16 protein-coding genes are annotated in these 18,989 nt (G+C 43.9%); 14 read left to right on the forward strand and 2 right to left on the reverse strand.

Annotated elements, in window-relative coordinates; translation table 11 throughout:
• Positions 1-49: 49 nt before the first annotated feature.
• The 5 genes from ASL11_RS30265 to ASL11_RS36095 all read left to right on the forward strand — a co-directional run bounded on the left by ASL11_RS30265 (position 50) and on the right by ASL11_RS36095 (position 4,080).
• Positions 50-961: an aminoglycoside phosphotransferase family protein gene (locus ASL11_RS30265; RefSeq protein ID WP_056623169.1), complete on the forward strand. Its 912-nt coding sequence runs from the start codon at positions 50-52 to the stop codon at positions 959-961.
• A gap of 100 nt (positions 962-1,061) precedes the next feature.
• Positions 1,062-2,108: a YkvI family membrane protein gene (locus ASL11_RS30270; protein WP_056623604.1), complete on the forward strand. Its 1,047-nt coding sequence runs from the start codon at positions 1,062-1,064 to the stop codon at positions 2,106-2,108.
• Positions 2,109-2,137: 29 nt separating this feature from the next.
• Entirely contained in the window at positions 2,138-2,665 is a 528-nt protein-coding gene (locus tag ASL11_RS30275; RefSeq protein ID WP_056623172.1) for a GNAT family N-acetyltransferase, read from the forward strand.
• Positions 2,666-2,996: 331 nt separating this feature from the next.
• A complete protein-coding gene (locus ASL11_RS30280; RefSeq protein WP_056623175.1) occupies positions 2,997-3,536 on the forward strand; it encodes a GNAT family N-acetyltransferase in 540 nt (179 codons plus the stop codon).
• A 7-nt stretch (positions 3,537-3,543) separates the two neighbouring features.
• On the forward strand, positions 3,544-4,080 hold the full coding sequence (locus ASL11_RS36095) for a Rieske (2Fe-2S) protein (RefSeq protein ID WP_056623178.1): 537 nt from the start codon (positions 3,544-3,546) through the stop codon (positions 4,078-4,080).
• A 76-nt stretch (positions 4,081-4,156) separates the two neighbouring features.
• On the opposite strand, the gene ASL11_RS30290 is transcribed toward ASL11_RS36095, so the two are convergent.
• Both ASL11_RS30290 and ASL11_RS30295 read right to left on the reverse strand, forming a co-directional pair.
• On the reverse strand, positions 4,157-4,600 hold the full coding sequence (locus tag ASL11_RS30290) for a DUF4395 domain-containing protein (RefSeq protein ID WP_157257106.1): 444 nt from the start codon (positions 4,598-4,600) through the stop codon (positions 4,157-4,159).
• Between the two features lie 88 nt (positions 4,601-4,688).
• Positions 4,689-5,462, reverse strand: coding sequence for a helix-turn-helix domain-containing protein (locus tag ASL11_RS30295; protein ID WP_056623185.1), 774 nt, complete (start codon positions 5,460-5,462; stop codon positions 4,689-4,691).
• Positions 5,463-5,619: 157 nt separating this feature from the next.
• On the opposite strand from ASL11_RS30295, the gene ASL11_RS30300 reads away from it, so the two are divergent.
• The 9 genes from ASL11_RS30300 to ASL11_RS30340 all read left to right on the forward strand — a co-directional run bounded on the left by ASL11_RS30300 (position 5,620) and on the right by ASL11_RS30340 (position 18,951).
• Entirely contained in the window at positions 5,620-6,429 is an 810-nt protein-coding gene (locus ASL11_RS30300; RefSeq protein WP_056623188.1) for a phytanoyl-CoA dioxygenase family protein, read from the forward strand.
• 170 nt (positions 6,430-6,599) lie between these two features.
• Positions 6,600-7,622: a LacI family DNA-binding transcriptional regulator gene (locus tag ASL11_RS30305; RefSeq protein WP_063795739.1), complete on the forward strand. Its 1,023-nt coding sequence runs from the start codon at positions 6,600-6,602 to the stop codon at positions 7,620-7,622.
• Between the two features lie 301 nt (positions 7,623-7,923).
• On the forward strand, positions 7,924-9,525 hold the full coding sequence (locus ASL11_RS30310; RefSeq protein ID WP_056623197.1) for a hypothetical protein: 1,602 nt from the start codon (positions 7,924-7,926) through the stop codon (positions 9,523-9,525).
• Between the two features lie 88 nt (positions 9,526-9,613).
• The gene (locus ASL11_RS30315; protein WP_056623199.1) at positions 9,614-10,570 is read left to right on the forward strand and encodes an ABC transporter permease; all 957 of its coding nucleotides are present in this window, start codon (positions 9,614-9,616) and stop codon (positions 10,568-10,570) included.
• Between the two features lie 36 nt (positions 10,571-10,606).
• Positions 10,607-11,494 carry a carbohydrate ABC transporter permease gene (locus ASL11_RS30320; protein ID WP_056623202.1) on the forward strand — a complete coding sequence of 296 codons (888 nt, stop codon included), beginning with the start codon at positions 10,607-10,609 and terminating at the stop codon, positions 11,492-11,494.
• A gap of 18 nt (positions 11,495-11,512) precedes the next feature.
• Positions 11,513-12,523, forward strand: a complete 1,011-nt coding sequence (locus tag ASL11_RS30325) for a zinc-dependent alcohol dehydrogenase (protein WP_056623205.1) — start codon at positions 11,513-11,515, stop codon at positions 12,521-12,523.
• Between the two features lie 142 nt (positions 12,524-12,665).
• Entirely contained in the window at positions 12,666-14,402 is a 1,737-nt protein-coding gene (locus ASL11_RS30330) for a sensor histidine kinase (RefSeq protein WP_056623206.1), read from the forward strand.
• Positions 14,403-14,425: 23 nt separating this feature from the next.
• Positions 14,426-16,045, forward strand: coding sequence for a response regulator transcription factor (locus ASL11_RS30335; RefSeq protein WP_056623209.1), 1,620 nt, complete (start codon positions 14,426-14,428; stop codon positions 16,043-16,045).
• Between the two features lie 542 nt (positions 16,046-16,587).
• Complete coding sequence (locus ASL11_RS30340) at positions 16,588-18,951, forward strand: AraC family transcriptional regulator (RefSeq protein WP_056623211.1); 2,364 nt, start codon at positions 16,588-16,590, stop codon at positions 18,949-18,951.
• Positions 18,952-18,989: the final 38 nt, after the last annotated feature.

Raw genomic sequence — 18,989 nt, forward strand, 5'->3', positions numbered from 1 at the left:
TTATGAATGCATGAAATTGTGAAATCTTCGCATCCAAAGGAGCATTTCTATGAACATATCAGATCTTCAGAAGCACTTACCATTCCTGCAAAATGTGACCGAAATTACACGGATTACGAAAGGGTTCTCCTTTGATAGTAAGTACTTTTTATATGAAAATAGCGAAACGCCTCAATATGTATTACGAACGGCCCCTCTGAAGCAAAAGCAAAAGAAGGAATCAGAATTTGAAGTTGTTAAGAACGTATTTGATCGTGGGATAAAAACATCGAAACCCATTCAGTTCGGTGCCATCGAATCGATTGATATTTGCTATATGCTGCTGAGTTATGTGGAAGGGGAGGATGCCTTTGATATTTTACCTTCCTTATCGGATGACGAACAATACCAAATTGGCTTACAAGCTGGACGAGAGCTGCGTATCATGCATGACATACCTGCTCCCCACTCCGAAGACTGGTATGAGAACAGATTCTCCAAACATATTCGCCAATATGAGAGCTATCGCAAATGCGGCATTAAGCTTGCCGAAGAGGATGCAATCCTTTCTTTTATTAATCAAAATGCGAATTACATGCACAATCGCCCTAATCGCTTCCAGCATGATGATTTTCATACGAGCAATCTACTCATTCTTAATCGGAGCTACGCGGGGGTCATTGATTTTAACCGATTCGACTGGGGAGACCCTTACCATGATTTTTTGAAAATCGCCTACTTTAGCCGCGAGGTTAGTATCCCGTTCTGCAGGGGGCAAGTACTAGGTTACTTCGATGGCACTATTCCGGAGGAGTTCTGGCGATTGTATGCACTGTACACCGCTATGATTATTTTTGGGACAATTACTTGGACGCTGCAGGTGATTCCAGAGCAACTTGAATCCATGTTGGGTAGAATTCGGGTTGTGTTGGATGATCATCAAAACTTTGAGAAGTGTATTCCGAATTGGTTTAATGCATGAGTTAGGACATAGCAACAGTTAGCTCCTGTTAATTGGCATATACAAGCTTATCTTACATACAATGGAGATGTACAAGATATTGCTTGACTATGGGGGAGCTATGAAGTCCAAAACGCTCATGATTTTACAAATTGCTGCAACGTATATGGGGACTGTGGTGGGGGCGGGATTTGCCTCGGGGCAGTCCATTATGCATTTCTTCACAATCTACGGAGCCTATGGCGGAGTTGGCATATTGATTGCAACGGCTTTTTTTATATGGATTGGGACGAAAATGATGGTCCTCTCGCATCGACTTAAGGCGTCTTCCTATCAGGAGTTAAACGATTATTTATTTGGGGATATTTTTGGGAAAGTCGCGAATTCGTTGACGTTTATTATCCTGTTCGGCGTGACCGCTGTGATGATGTCGGGCACTGGCTCTATTTTCGAAGAGCAGCTGAGACTGCCCTATCAATTTGGGGTCATCATTAGTATGTTGCTATGCTACTTGGTCATGAGCAAAGAAATGCATGGGATTCTAGCAATTAATTCTCTTGTTATGCCGTTGATGCTTTTTTTCATGGTGCTTGTAATTATCCGAGTTGTTGGGATAGATGGGATTGGGGAAGCGACGAATTGGCAAGAACTACAAACAAGCACCCATTTGAAATGGATCCTGAGTCCACTTACATATGTCGCCTTAAATTTTGCCTTTGCTCAAGCGGTCTTGGTGCCGTTAGGTAGTGAGGTGCAGGATGAGAGCATACTGAAGTGGGGGGGCCTGTGGGGTGGCATAGGGCTTGGTGTCATGCTATTGATCAGTCATTTTGCGATACATTCGCGGATGCCGGAGATTTTGAATTTTGAAATTCCGATGGCTGAAATTATACGAGGTTTTGGACGGTTATTCCATGTGCTATTCATCCTAGTTATTTACGGGGAAATTGTAACAACGTTAATTGGGAATGTGTTCGGAATTACCCGGCATATTAGGCGCATATATCCGCTGCCACGAAATTGGGTAGTTCTGGCTATTTTGCTGACCTGTTTATTGATCAGTCAGGTTGGTTTTACTTCACTTCTTACATATCTTTACCCTCTCTTCGGGTATATGGGGATGATCCTTCTTATTTTTCTAATAGTAAGACCTATGCCTAGTAAATAATTAACATCATAGATGAAGGAGCTTTCCTAATGTTAGTTCAAAACATAGCTAATTTGGAGATCCGCCGTTTAGGGCATACGGATGTTCCAGCAATTCGAGAGCTTATGGTAGATGTTGTGTCTCGTCTGGCTTCACAAGAACTTTTTGCCATGGACGATGAACAGTACTTGAACGCTCATATAGAAGAAAAAGGTGAAATCTACGGCGCTTTTCAAAATGGGAAGCTAGTTGCTTACTCCGCTCTGGCGTTTCCTGGTTGGAGTGAAAGCAATCTAGGCAGGGAGTTTGGGGTGCCTGAGTCAGATCTAACATACGTAGCGATTCTCGATGCAACGATCGTTCATGAAACCGTTCGTGGCTTGGGGTTGCAACGCTACTTCCATGAATTACGTGAAAGGCGAGCACGGGACAACGGCTACCGATACTTATATTCAACAGTTCATCCCGACAATCTGGTGAGCAAACATAATTTAGAAGCTGCAGGGTTCGTCCTTCAATTCACGCGGCCCATGTACAATGGTAAGCCAAGGCACTGTTATGCCAAATGCTTGCTGTAAAGAGAAAATTTTTTCTTCTATGTATAAATAGCATACATTCGGGAAATACTAACTTTTATTGCGTGAAAAAAGAAATTAGAAGTAAACCTGTTTACCGGATAATGTTCGAATTATAAATGTATCCATATTGGAATGAAAATTGTTGAAGTATTGCCTGCAATATGTTTAATTTCTCGTTTCGGATAAACGCAAGAATGAAGAAGCTGTGATCATAGATCCAGCTTTTTTTGTGCTTTTCACGGACTGAATGAGTAGAATCAGACGAAACCTTTTGATATATGTTAAAATAAGGAAAAAGTTGGAGTGGAACAACGTCAATCGGAGGTGTACAATGATTTACTTGGAAACAGCGAGATTACGATTACGTGACTGGGTAGAAACCGATCTCGAACCATTTCGTCAGCTGAATGCGGATGAAGAGGTGATGACGTATTTTCCTAAAACTTTATCGAAAGACGAAACAGATACGTTCTATAGATCCATTTTATCAGAATTTCAAGAATGCGGATTTGGGTTATATGCGGTGGAAGTAAAAGAAAACCAAGAGTTTATCGGGTTTATTGGATTTCACAGGGCCACCTGGGAGTCTGATTTCACCCCATGTATCGAGATTGGTTGGCGGTTGAAAAAAGAAGCATGGGGAAAAGGCTATGCGACAGAAGGGGCGGAGGCCTGTTTACACTATGGTTTTAAGGAATTGGGCTTTCGTGACGTGTACAGTTGGACAGCCGAGATTAATAAGCCTTCGAGCCATGTGATGAACAAGATCGGCATGCAGTTTATTACAATGTTCAACCATCCGAAGGTGGAGTTGGATAGTCCTTTGTGTAGACATGTTTTGTTTCATATAAGTCAAAAGGGAAGGAGTTGACCTTCGTATGACTGCCCAATTACCGCGAAAGATCACAAGAAGAGCCTTTTTGAGCACCTCAAGCAAAGTTGTAATAGGCGTGTCTGGCGTGTTACTTGGGGATACAGCTTTGTTTTATTACGGAGCGGTTCATGGGAAAAAGCTGGATGATCCAGCCGCACGGGAGATTCCGTCTAGTTTCGTAAAGGTTGGCGCAGTAGAGCAGCTGCACGCCATGACTGGCTACGAGAAGGTTTTTTATACCGCTACGATCGAGGATGCCTGGGTAAAGACGCCTAAGCAGGGTTTCGTCTATGTGACCAAAGATGAGCGCGGCTCACTTGTCATCCTTTCACCGGCATGTACACACCTAGGGTGTTCGGTGGAGCCAGCGACAGAAGCGCAACGTAATCGGAAAAAGGAGCTTTTCTTCTGGTGCCCCTGTCACGGCGCCGAATTCGATATCGTGGGGGCGTCAGTCGGTATGGCGCTGCCTGGATTAGAAAGGTATAAACCACTTCTAATTGAAGGTGATGTGTATGTGGATATTTCGACCCCAGAATAGGTATAAAAATAGGAGCTAGGTGCAAACGCACCAGCTCCTTTTCCACTTCCAAAACAGCCTCTTTCAGTATGACCGCTTATGCATTTCTTCTCGCCCAATACTGTTTCCATTGAAAATAGATGAAGCACCCGAAGCAAAATCCGCTTAAAGCCAGCACGACAGCAATAGTTAACATACTTAGTGTGATGTACGCGAGCGTCGTCACATTTAAAAGCAAAGCCGTAATGGTAACGATGAGAAATAGGATAGCCAACAAGTTGTTGAAACGCAGTAATTCGCGGCTTTCTGTTCGTGTACTAACCGGAAAAAGTGGAGAGAACAGCCGGACAAATATATTGTATTTCACGCCATAGGTACGACTAATCAGCTGAACAATTAACGGAAGGACGAGAATCCATAGCTGCTGACTGAGAACGCTGACCAAGATACTTAACAGAATTCCTAGTTGATTACCCCGCACGCGATGCAAGGGAACCTCGTCTATACAATCGTAGTCGCCACGCCAAAATTGAGTTCTCATCGTCATCCTCCTCCATTCACAATGAATAGATATTATCATCATTATACATTAATTCATAGTATTCTGATAGGAATAAACGAAAATTATTTTAACGTGGACGTTTCATAAACATACTCGGGGTCATGCCTTGCCATTTACGAAATTGATTCGTGAAATGATTATAATTTTGAAAACCAACATCGTAACAAACTTCCGAAGCACTGCGTCCCGTATGGGCTAGCATCATAACGGCTTGCTGGATCCGCATGCGATTCAAAGTATCGATAATGGAGTAGCCGGTGCTCTCTTTGAAAAGGTGAGATAATCTCGACGGGGAGAGACCGACTGTCTGAGCAAGATCCTCAAGCCGAATCTGTTCGCGCATCTGCCCAGAGAGTAAGTGGAGAACCTCTTCAATGCGGGGATCCATTTTGCGTATGTATTTCTGCGCCATGATTAGCAGAATTTCTCGTAAAGAGCTGCAACAGAGCTCGAACCAATACTCGCCACGTTCCCGCGAATCCGCTAATATACGGGCAAATGCTGAGTATATCCGTTCCTGTAAGGACTCATTTTCTATGGTAAGGAATATTTGATCTTCCTGAGGAAGCAAGTTGGTTTCAGAAAGTGTGTGGGGGAAATGTGCCCATACGAAATGCCAGGTATGGTTTGTCAATGTGCCGTAGTGTTGGGGAGTTCCAGGTGCTAATAAAAGAAGGACACCCTTCTTACAGACATGTTCTGCACCATGGTAGTTAACAAAACCTGCTCCTTCCAGTGTGAAAATTAATAACCAATCATCCCGACCTTGAGGACGTTTAGTAACATATGAATCTGATTCTATGTAATGGCCGGCGAACAATCTATTTGCATCCAATATCATGTTGGATAATCCCTTCTCTACCTAATTAAGATAGATGTAATTATAGCATGAAATAGCAGGATTATAGGAATCATTAGCATGATTATTACTTCTATGTAACCAGTTATTTCGATATGCTAAAGACATAGAAATAAAGGTTCAATTGGAGGGAATAACGATGACACAATCACTAATTAAATTAACGAAGGAACAAAAACAGCATTTTGAGACTGAGGGTTATGTAATCGTGAAGGGGCTATTTTCAGAAGATGATTTGGCTAAAATTGATGAAACTTTCGAAACGATTAGCGATCAGACGGTTCCAGGATATTTTGAACCTGATCTATCGACGGAGGTCGTCGACCCATTGAAACGCTACCCGCGTGTCATGCACCCGCATCGGTTTAATGAGACAGCGAAAACCTACATGCTTCATCAGCCCGTGTTAGAGGTTCTAGCAGATTTGTATGAGGAAGAAGCACTCGCTGCGCAAAGTATGTTTTATTACAAACCGCCAGGCTCCCGGGGACAGGCGCTTCATCAGGATAACTTTTATTTGCAGGTGGAGCCAGGCAATTGTATTGCAGCATGGACAGCTATTGACGCGGCTGATGAGGAAAATGGAGGATTACTCGTTGTACCGAAAACGAATGCCCTCGAAATCTCATGTCCCGATATCGCAGATTCGAAGGAATCTTTTACGACCCACTACGTGAAACCGCCGAAGGACGAGAAGGCAATGCCAGTCATCATGGACCGGGGGGATGTTCTCTTTTTCAATGGCAATCTGATTCATGGTTCCTATCGAAATAAGACTAAGGATCGCTTCCGCCGCGCGTTCATCTGCCATTATGCCAATGCTTCTGCAACGCATATTAGTAATCATTACCGACCTTTGTATCGAGCAAATGGGGAAGCAGTTTCGTTGGAGATTAACCCCAGTGGCGGGCCTTGCGGCGATGAATTTGAGACGGTCTACCCACATTAATTAGGTTTAACGGATAACAGGAATCGTTTCTAGGGCATAGTTCTTGTCCTGGGAGCGATTTTATTTTGCAAAAGTGCCGGGATTCCATTGGATTTCGCTTGACAGGCTTATTAGATCAATTTAATCTAAAGGAGCAAGTTAAACGTTTAACCGATGGAGCTGAAACACATATGAGTAGACCCAAACAAGTCACAATTGTAGAAGTGGCAGCAGCAGCTGGTGTATCGATTGCCACGGTCTCCAATGTGCTGAATAGAGGTGGAATCCGTTCGTCGAAGGAGACCATTCGCAAGGTCGAATTAGCGGCAGAACAATTGGGATATCGACGCAATACCATGGCAGCAGGTTTAAGTCGTAACAAAACCTTTGAAATTGGCCTCATAGTTCCTGGATTGACGAGTTATTATGGACGGTTAGCGGAAGTTTTACAGATGGAAGCCCATCATGCGGGCTACCATTTATCCGTTTTTTCCTCAGGAGGATTCGATCCGACGATTGAACGAAGAAACTTAGAAGTATTACTGCAGCGAAGAGTGGATGGACTTATCTGTCATGGCTTAGCGATGGGGAAGGAATCCACACGCGCCATCGTAAATAGCGGAACGCCTCTAGTGCTCATTAATGGTTGGGGCTGGCCCGAGGATATATCCGTTGGAGCTGTAAATTTAGGCTTTGCCGAGGCTTGCAGACAATCAACGAAATTACTTGTGGAGCGTGGCTGCGATGAACTCATCTACGTGGGCAGCAAGCACTCGAATGTGATTGATGAACAGCGGCGGCTTGGTTTTCATCTGGGTCTACAACAACTGAGCGTTGAGATTTCCCATCGTATCGTCGAAATGAAGGAACTGGACGTGGACGCATTTCTCCAAGAGGTGATGGCGGGGCCAGCGAAGCGCACGGGGATCGTCGCTTTTGATGATCACGTTGCATTGAAATTGCTTTCGGCAGCCAATAAGCAGAAGATCGACTTCCCGAACCGCCTACAAATGATCGGAATTAATAACGACTATATGGCTAAGCATAGTTACCCTGGTATTTCTAGCTGGGACATTCCTTATGAGCTTCAGGCGCAAATGGCCATCCATAAATTGCTTCATAAGTTTGGACATACCGTAGAGGCCAGCGAGGAGCGAGAATTTGAAGTCCCGCTTATTTTTATAGAACGAGAAACAACTCGCATCCAAGCATAAGGAATAGCCTTCAGCAACGGTCTGATTACGGGAACCCGCTAGTCATTTTCCAAATATAACATGAACCTCAAACACCCTTACGCCCAGTGATGCTAGCGTAAGGGTGTTTCTTATTGTGTAGCAGAAGGTTAAAATTGTAGTATAAATTCTCCAATAAAGATCTGCATTTTAACCACTATTTCTTGAATGCGTCTGCTAGTTTCACTAATGGGTTGGTTCTATACTAAGAACAAGTAAACGCTATCATGAAAATAAAGTGAGATAAGAGTTTACGGAACGTATAAATAGGAGGGGTAATGAAATGAAGAAATTAGTAGTTATTGGTCTCGCTGCTACAATCGTTACGCTTACAGGTTGTTCGGATAGCAAATCGACAACATCGACAAGCACGCCGACAGGATCGACCAATGCGTCTGCTACGGCTAAACCTGAGAAGCTGACGTTGAACTGGTCCGTCACTAGCGGAAATCTTGCGAATGTGAATTTGCCTGCCGCAGACAAAGATTTTGTTAAGAAGGCCATTGAAGAAAAGTTTAATGTTGATCTCAAGATAGATTATATGATGAACGGTAAAGAATACTATGACAAGTTGAATGCAACGATGGCGGGCGGCAATGTGCCAGATATGTTCATCTCTGGTGGTGCAGAGTCCCAAAAGTATATTTCGGATGGAATCACTGGTAACCTTGCCCCATTCTTAACGAAAGCAGCTGTACCGAACTATTTCAAATGGGTATCTGAGGATGAAGTCAATGCCTACCAGATTAAACAAGGTGAATTCTTCCGTGGCATGAATATATTCCCACGTAATACGTATGCAGCTTGGCATATTCGGCAGGATTGGTTAGATAAGCTTGGATTGAAAGCGCCAAAGACATACGACGAATTAACGAAAGTTATGGTAGCTTTCACGAAGAATGATCCAGACGGTAATGGTAAGAATGATACGTTTGGTTTCTCGGCAGCAGGAAATGGTGCTAACTTGCCGTTTGATTTCCCGCAATGGTTGAATAACGGTCTTGTAGCAGACTTCATGATTACGAACAATACGTATATTGATAACCGGACGGATCTTAAAGTAGAGAAAGTCATTGATCAAGTCGTGGATTGGATTAATCAAGGCGTTGTAGATCCGGACTGGTTCTTGAATAAACCGGGTGCACAATTGGATAAAGCGTCACAAGGTAAAGTAGGTATGTTCTTCTCTGGAGATAAGACTACCATCCTAGATAGCAATCCGACAAGCGTGGCGAATCGTTCTAAAGCATTAGATCCTAAAGCGAATTGGGTACCGATCTTCCCGCTAGATCAGCCGATTATTTGGAAAAATAACGTTGCAGTTGACACGATTTTGATCAGTAAAACAACAGCTGAGAAAACACCAGATAAAATTAAACGCTCCATGGAAATTCTGAACTGGTTGACAGGCGATGAGGGCTTCTTATTGACACATTATGGCCAAGAAGGCAAACATTACACGAAAGATGGCAAGAAAATTACGTTGAATGTTGCTAATTTCGAAGCTGATATTGCGAAAGCCGGCAACTGGTTAAATGTGTACAATGCTTTCGTACCTGATGAGCCGAAGGTGCTAGGATACGAGCTAGTAGATCCACGTATTAATGATCACGACCGTGCTATTCTGAAGACAGTTGAGTCTTACCCTAAGCATGATGCATTGCCTCCGGTTAGCTTGGTTCCGCCAGCTGGCATTAACATTGGTGATTTCCGTAAAGAGATGAGTAAATACCATATCAAAAGTGTTCTTGAAGATAAGAGTGGCAAGAACTGGCCGCAGTACCGTGAAGAGCTCATGACCAAATTCAAAGGTAGAGATATATTCACAGAGTACACGAAAATTTTGAATACAGCATTGAAGAATAAGCTTAACGATTTTAAATAAGAGAGTGAAGGCATCGAAGGGAACCCGGCGTTGTTCGTGGGTTTCCTTCTGTCTTCGGTCTGATAGAGACAGCTAGGAGGAGATGGCGATGGCGGAAACCATAGCTGCTAAGAACGATATAACGATAGCTCCACGCACGAGAGAAAGTAAATGGAAAAGTGTGTATCGCAGTAGATGGTTCTATCTCATGATGATACCAGGCCTTCTCTATTATGTCATATTTCATTATGCCCCAATGGCAGGCACGCTAATTGCTTTCCAGAACTACAACATTATGAAGGGCATTTGGGGAAGCCCTTGGGTTGGTTTCGATAATTTTCGAGTGATCTTTGATAGTCCTGATTTCATGAGAATCCTCAGAAATACATTGGAAATTAGTATTCTCAAAATTATTGGCAGCATGATACCCGACGTGATCTTGGCAATTATGTTAAATGAAGTTAGAGTTCGCTGGTTCAAGAAATGGGTACAAACGATTACATATGGTCCTTACTTCTTGTCATGGGTCATCATTTACGGCTTAGTGTTTTCTTTCCTTGCACCGAGCTCAGGGTTAATCAGTACGTTTGTGCGTGATATGGGTTGGGGACAAATTGATTTATTAACGAATAAAGACTTCTTCAGGCCACTACTAATTATCACCGAAATATGGAAAAATACGGGATTCGGAGCCATTATTTACATGGCTGCGCTGGCTACTATTAATCAAGAACTTTATGAGGCTGCCGTGGTCGATGGTGCCGGACGCGGACGACAGCTGTGGCATATTACATTGCCGGGTATCCGAGATGTATTTGTACTCTTGCTAATCATTCGAATTGGTGGGATCTTGGATGCAGGCTTTGATCAGATTTTCATATTCTTGAACGCGCGTGTCTATGACACAGGAGACATCATCGATACGTGGGTTTATCGCTACGGTTTCGAACGGTTGGAGTTCGGTGTAGCGGCGGCGATGGGTGTTTTCAAATCCTTGGTCGGATTGATATTGGTACTCAGTGCGAATAAGGTAGCTAAGAAAATGGGAGGATCAGGCATATGGTAATGTCTTGCGTGATCCTTGAAGGGGAGTGGAGCTCTGATGTCATTCATCATTCATAAAACGAAAAAAGATAAAGTTATTGACGCGTGCATCTATACGGTACTTACCGTAGCCGCTTTGGTTACGTTATTCCCCTTGTACTATGTCATCATTGTATCCTTAACTCCTTATATTGAGGTTTTGAAAAACGGGGGCTTCGTCATATGGCCAGAGCATTGGACCTTGCAAGCCTATAAGGAAGTGTTCCAGTCGGCTCGTATCCCGCAAGCCTTGAAAATCACAGTTTTCATTACGATTGTGGGGACTACACTGAACCTCGTTGTGACTACGCTGCTTGCGTATCCACTAGCCAAGAAATCAGTTCCAGGACGCAATTTTATTCTCATGGCGATTTTCTTCACGATGATCTTTAGCGGTGGTATTATTCCGCTTTACATGGTGGTACGCAGTATAGGGTTATATGATTCCGTCTGGGCACTCATCGTGCCAGGCATGGTATCAACCTTCAATCTACTGATTGTGAAGACGTACTTCGAGAATCTTCCCGTTGAAGTAGAAGAAGCTGCTAGAGTAGACGGTTGTGGCGAATTAGCAACGTTATGGCGAATCGTTCTCCCCTTATCCGCTCCGATTATGGCGACCATTGGACTCTTCTATGGGGTTACGCATTGGAACGAGTATTTCAAAGGGATTTTTTATATCTCAGACAAAACGTTAATGCCGATGCAGGTTGTGCTTCGCAGTATGATTCAAACGCCGAATATTAGTACCGAGCTATCGCTGAATTCCTTAGTCTTGGATGCTTTGCCGCCAGAAACGATTAAGATGGCGGTTGTCGTTGTTGCTACATTACCAATGCTAGTTATTTATCCATTCCTGCAAAAATACTTTGTAAAAGGTACGATGTTGGGCTCCATTAAGGGATAGAAGAAGAGGGAATATCCAATGAGAGTTGTTTATACAGTGAAGGGCCATATCGAACTTCTAGATCAGGAGGCTCCAACCATAGAGGACAATTATGTTATAGTGGAAACCATTTGCTCAGCGATTAGTCCTGGCACGGAAATCATGCTGAAAGACACGACGACCGTACCCAGTACACTTGGCTATAGTGCAATGGGCAAGGTGGTTGAAGTCGGAGAAGGTGTGACACATGTACAAGTGGGGGATCGCGTTGCTTGTTATGGTTCCCCTTTTGTCCGTCACGCCGAGCTCCTGAAAGTACCTAAGAACCTTGTCATTCTTTTGCAGGATCAGGTTAGTGATCAAGAAGCCGCTTATGTTGGCCCTGGGGCGATTGCGATACATGCGCTGCGCCAAGCGGATTTGCGCTTCGGTGAATCTGTTCTCGTCGTAGGATTAGGCATCCTGGGGCAGATCATCTGCCAAGTTGCTGAATCGTCTGCTTATCAAGTGTTCGGATTAGATCTAATCAGGGAACGTGCAGAGAAATTGATCGAATTCGGTTCTCCCCATATGTATGACAACGAAGATGAGTTGACTCGTCACATGAAGGAACTGACAGGTGGCATTGGTGTGGATGCTGTCATTCTCTGTGCCGGTGGTGGACTCAGTGGAATGATTGACAAAGCGCTGAGTTGGATTCGTGACAGAGGCAAAATCATTATAGTTGGGGATGTAGCGATGTCGTTTGATCGGGAACAGATGTTTCAGAAGGAAGCTCAAGTGTTCATTTCTCGTGCAGGCGGGCCAGGTCGATATATGGCTGATTATGAGCAGAGAGGGATTGATTATCCCATTGGTTATGTACGTTGGACAGAAGGTCGCAATATGGCCGAATATATACGATTGTTGACACAAGGGAAGATTGATATTGCTCCACTTATCACGCATCGTCTGCCAATGGCGCGAATAGCAGAAGCCTATGAACTGTACAGTCATTCACCGCGCGAAGTGCTTGGCGTCGTTGTTACTTATACAGGGGAAATGGCATAGTTTTTTGAAGCCCTCGTTGATCGAGGGTTTTAAGCATCTCCATATGCGCTAATTCGTTCGCTGCTACTAGTTAATTAGCTGGGAATTTTTTATACTTAAAGAGTGGTAAGAGAATGAGGACTATGCGGAGGAGAAGACTAGCATGATTCGTCGCTTAAAAGGGAGAAACTTGATTTCCAGCGTCAGTACGAAGCTCTTCATTCTTACCTTTATGTCCGTTATTGTTCTATTCCTGATTATTGGAATTTTCGGTTACCAACGATTGTTTGAGCCCATAAAGCAGAATAATGAGAAAGCACTTCAAAGTTCTGTTGTCCAAGTGGAGAACTATATTAAGACGTTGATGAATAACATCCAGAGTCAGTTGATTTTCTTATCCACTCCTGCTTTGTATGAAGTAGGTGAGCCGGATTTCACGAACCTTATTGAAACCATTTTATCGTACCAAATGGATCTGGTTCATAGTATTTATGTGATTGAAGAGAATAAGGTACGAGTTAGCGCTCCTTTTGGCTATCAATTTTATATCGATGCGCCAAGTATTGCCGAAATCAAATATCAGACGAATACGACGGGTTTCTGGTGGAGTGCACCGCATTTAATTAATGATCATTATGTCATTACCGTGTCTAAGCGCATTGATAGCGGTCGTTTCGTTGCGATGGATATTAACCTAGGTGCGTTGATCGGACCCAAAATGCTACAAGCCGAGCAAGGTACGGAACGACGCATTTATATATTTACTAGTGATGGGGAATTTCTCTCTACGAATACGAATCTGGTCTATCCCAAAGTGTATGTGAATCATTTGGAAATGAAGGATGCGCTGCAGAAGATTACGCAATCCGCTAGGAATTCATTCGACACAGTGAAGACTTCCACTGGGAACTATATGGTGCTAAGCTCGAATCAGAATCAATGGGATTGGTACGTATTCTCGGTTATCGAGGAGTCTCAAGCCTATCCTTTAATTAATTCGTTGAAGCAGCAGTTTGTATTCGTGGTATTCATCGCGATTATCCTTGCGTTTATTCTATCTGTATGGATTACGAGCTATATCCGGAAACCAGTGACGGCGATTACACGGCAATTAAAAGCTGCTGCGCGTGGTGAGCTGGAAGCTCGGATTACACTGAATCGTAACGATGAGTTTATGCATATTGGTAATAGCTTTAATGGCATGATGGACAATATTCAAACGTTATTCAATGAATTACGCGTCTCTGAGGAGAAGAAACGACATCATGAACTCAAGGTACTGCAGTCGCAAATTCATCCTCATTTCCTGAATAATACGCTCAATGCAATCTATTGCTTAGGTGAGATGGGACAAACACAGGAAATGTGCGAGATGATCCGCTCATTGATGGGCTTGCTGCAATATTCTACAGATAAAGTAGGAGATGTTGTAACGGTCGAGGATGAATTACAACAATTGGACAATTATGTGCAAATCATGAACCTCAGGTATGGGGAAGTTTTTGAGGTGGATATTGCCGTCCCTGAGATTTACAACATGACACAGATCCCGAAGCTAACGCTAATTACGTTGGTGGAGAACAGTATTTTCTACGGACTCAGTAAAGAAGGGGTCAATCATATTATTGTTTGTGGCAAAGAGCATGAGGGAGCTGGTGTAGTGCTGGAGGTCTCCGATACAGGTCCGGGGATTGCGCCGGATAAGCTTAAGCTGCTGTTAGAGGATACAGGTGCTGCCAATGCAAATAAAGGGTTAAACAATTTGGGCATGCGGAATGTCCAAGAGCGATTGCGGATGACATTCGGATATCCGTATGGGCTGCATTTTCATAACGAGCCGGATGAGGGATTAACGGTGACGATACAGCTACCGGCTGGAGAGTCGAAGGAGCACGGATAACTTCAGAGGGAGAGTGGACGATCATGCTGAAGATACTGATGGTGGATGATGAGAAATGGGTGAGGGAGCGATTTGCGCAGCGCATTCCTTGGTCTGACGCAGGCTTTACGTTCATGGGAGCAGCTTCAGGTGCCAAGGAAGCTATCAGCATGATTGAGCAGGAAGTTCCTCATCTACTGCTTACGGATATTACAATGCCCAATATGAACGGGTTGGAACTAGCAGCTTATGTGCGTAAGAGATGGCCACGCATCCGAATCGTCATTTTGACCGCTTATGGTGAATTTGAATATGCGAGGCAGGCTATTGAGTTAGGCGTGGATAATTACTTGATCAAGCTAGCACAAACGCCAGAGCAAATTCTGGATGCTTGCCGTAAGGTAGCTGAAGACCTGGAGCAAGAGATCGATATTAATTTAAAGTTGGAGATGAGGCTTAAGCTCGAGCGGGAGAAAGAGTGGGCGAAGAAGCGCCAATGGACTGAGATGCTGCTGGAGGGGGATGGAAGTATGCATCCCATATCTAGGGAGTGGCTTGCAGGTGTAGAATCAGCGAGTTACTTGGCGGGAATAACGATGGGATGGCGTGTGACAGCAAGTTCGGGGGCAAATAAGACGACTAGTGCGGAGGGAGCTTCCTCCTCGGTGGAAGAACTCGTTCAGCTTCAATGCCAACTAGGTGAACTACTTGAGGCGAAACTGGATGCACATATGATAGGTGATGGTTGTGGATTAGCTATCTTACCTATTCAACATAGCCAATTACTTCTATTAATTGGGTCTAAGCGTGATATGCCTGTCTTTCAAATAAACCAATTTGCAAGGATGGCTCAGGAGGTTGTCAGTGCTGCAGCTCCCATGCACAGCGTTGTTCATATCGGATCAGTTGAAGAGTCTGGGAAGCAATCGTGGACAGGTAAACAGCTTGCCGACCTTATACGAAAAGGAAGGGACGGGCTTGCTGCTTATTTCTATCAAAGTTCAAGTAAAGCCCCTATTTTCTTACGGCGTCTTGATTCGGAGCAGACGAGGGAGTGGACGGCCGCTGTCGTCAAAGCTTTGCAACGCGAGAATGAGGAGGCTTTTCGGGAAGCTGTAAGCGTGATGATCACACTTGGCGTGCCACCGATCCATCCAGGGGATCTGCTCCGTCTGACGAGACAAATGCTCCAACCAGACCTTGTGCGGCTGCCAGAGTCAGTTGTCACTAGATTAAGTAGCATTGATCAGCTTACGTCGTGGAACATTTACTCTGATTGGTGGTTGGCAACCATTGACGCCATCTGTGAGTGGTGGAATCAGCAAGCGCGTCCACAGGTAACCGCACGCAAGGAGATCCAATGGATGTGCCGTTACATCCGCGAGCATTTCCAAGAAGATTTGCAAGTGGCCGAGCTTGCGAAGCTCGTGCACATGCATCCTTCATATGCGGGGCAAGTGTTCAAACAGGAAATCGGTGAGAACTTTTTGGAATACGTGAACAGGGTACGTATGGAAAAAGCGAGCGAGATGCTCGAACGGACAACGATGAAAATATACGAAGTATCCGGCGCAGTCGGCATTTCGGACTATCGCTATTTCTGCAAATTGTTCAAGAGTCACACGGGGATTACGCCGACGCAGTACAAGAGTAAGATGGGGTGAGTGGGGAACCCACTCACCCCCATTCACACATTCCACCCAGTAATAAATGTATTTTATGCAGCCAAATTCGCCATTTTAGTGGAAATATGAGGAATAAATGGATTTTATGTAGTTGATTTTCGTCAATAGAGTCAGATTGGTCGAATTGATAGAAATTAGCTGTATGGTTTCCAGTTAATCTGAATTTGGAGCGAATTAGTTGAAATTTAGATGTAGTTTTTCCAGTTATTTCAACTTTCGTTGAGCACAATGGGGGAGTATTTTTGGAGCACGATGAGAGCCAACTATACTGGGAGTGTTAATGCCCAGCAGTGATATATTCGTGTTAGAGTGCACGGAAAGTTGCAGTTGGCAGTGTTTAAGCTAGGTGAGTGGGTGGAGTATGTGTAGTTGGTGAAAGTGTTTAAATAGGTAGGATGAGTTAGGCATATAAAATGAGACAGTCCCTATGATGCAAATCATTAGGGACTGTTCTTGTTGAAAGCGTTATAATAAGGTAGATTTATTCGTACAGAGATAGATATAGATACGGGGGAACTGGCATGAAACTTTGGCGAATCGTTCAGGAGAAGAAGTATTTGCTGCGCATTTTTCTATGGATTAACTGCATGATCCTGCTCATCTTACTTTCATTTTCCAGTCTTATCTACGTGAATGTTGAGAAAAATGTGTTTCAAAGCGAATACGAAGGAAGCCAGAAGCTGTTGTCCCAAATGAAGTACAATATCGATTATTTGGATACGATGATCAGCAAGCTGACCTTTTCTACCTACGGTAATAATGACGTCAAAGCGCTCATGTATTTGAATGACGAAGAGACATATGATCATATGAATACGATTAATAAACTGAATGCGACCGTTGTTGCCAATTATCCATTCGTTCAATCGGTCTATGTCTATAACAACCATAAGAAGCTGTATTACTCCACATTTGGTGAATTGTACCATAAGGATGCTGAATTAGATAAGGTTCTCGCGGAGAATCCTCATATTACGCCTTTGAAAGCGATTGTGCGGAAAATGCAAACCGGAGGCAGCAGTGCCATGCCTACCTACGATACTGTGCTGAGTTATGTCATGTTTGAAAATGTGGATGAAAAAGGTGTGATGGACGGTGCCATCATTCTCAATGTGAAGTTGGACTGGCTCGTCGATAATATTCGAACGATTAATCAATTTGATTCGCGGACGCCAAGTGATTTATATATTTTAGACAACAAGAATCAATTTATTGAAACCGATACCACCCATTTGATCGCTGACAATGCCTCGGCCGTTACGATTAAGCAAGCCTTTGAAACATCGGTTTCCCAAGATCGGATGCATACGGGAGAGCCGGCTGGATTTTACGAATCCAAAGTCAATGGCGAGAAATTCATTGTCTCTTATATCTATTTGGAGAATACGGGATGGACGCTGTTGGAAGCGAAGCCGTATAAAGAAGTGTACGCGAATCTGAAGCAGCTGATGGATACGATTCTGTTCATTACGGGAGCTGTTTTTGTCGGGGCGCTGCTCTTAACGCTATCGGTTTCTCGAGGCATTTACAGGCCGGTGAGGCGGCTCATGGAACAGACATCGCTCGGTGGAGCGGGAAGAGAGGGCTTCCTGAAGCCTGGCGTGAAAGACGAGTTTTCCTATTTGACTGAGGTGTATCGTAAGTCGAGAGAACAGCTCTATGAATACAACCTCGAAAAGAACAATAATACGAGTATTATGAAGATTTACTTTTTGAAAAAGCTGATATCAGATAGCTACAGTATGAATGCAGCTGAATTTGAGGATATATTGAGGCAGTTGAATGATGCCCTGACGAAAGATAAACCGTTCTTAATCTGTATTTTGCGTATCGATGAGTATAAAAAAATCCTAAGTCATAAAAGCTTGGCTGAAAGAGAGTTGCTGCGCTTTGCGATTGCGAATGTAACTGCGGATGCTCTATCTCAAATAGGTGTCGCCCAAATTGTAGATATGAAAGATGACTCGTTTACGATTTTATTGAACACGGCTGATGGTCAACACGAATCCGTGGAACAGGTGGAACAATCACTGCAGGAAGCGCAAAACTACATTCAAAAGCACTACCATATCACTTTTTCGGCAACGGTCAGCAATGTCATTACGGAATATACAGCGATTGCTGCCGCCTATAATGAAACCTTAGCTAACAGCTCTTATCGGTATGTATTCGGAACGAAGTCTGTGATTACGCAAGCACGTATTGCTTCCAACATGGGGAGTGTGGATGTAGAGCAAGTGTTGGAGTTAGTGAGCAAATTTACCGATGCTGTTCCCAAAGGTAGCGCGATCAAAACAGAAGAAAGACTCCGTGACGTATTCGGTCACATTCGCAAGCTAGACTATGGCAGCATCATGCTGGTCAGTATGCAGGTGGTGCACCATTTGAAGAAGACGATTTTTGAGATGAACCGTACGAGTAAGGAGCCAATTGCTGTTCCCGCTAGGCTGATGAGTCGCGAGCTGTATGAGGAGGAAACGATTGAGCAATTCGAGGGACTTCTGTTGGAAGCGGTACGCGCCATTCATAGTGAAGGTGAGGAAAAAGGGATTCAAGGCAACCAAGTTGTCGCCGATACGATTAAAGAGATTATCGATTCCAACTATTTCGATTCCTCTCTCTCCGCTGCAAGTATTTCTGAAATGATGAGACTGCCTGCTTACAAGTTGAGCAAAATATCCAAGATTCACCTCGGGATGTCGATTCCCGAATATATTAATCAGGTGAAACTGCATAAAGCGGTGGAATGGATGGAGAACTCCAAGCTAAGCATTCAGGAGATCATGCAGCGCGTAGGCGTAGAGAACGAGAGTTATTTCTATAAGCTATTCAAGGCTAAATTTGGGATGACGCCCAGGGAGTATATGGCAAAGCGCATGCGGTAATTAAATGGTGGGAAAAACGTAAAACGACCCGGTTGTCC

This window comes from Paenibacillus sp. Soil750 (assembly GCF_001428045.1).
Lineage (GTDB): Bacteria > Bacillota > Bacilli > Paenibacillales > NBRC-103111 > Paenibacillus_E > Paenibacillus_E allorhizoplanae.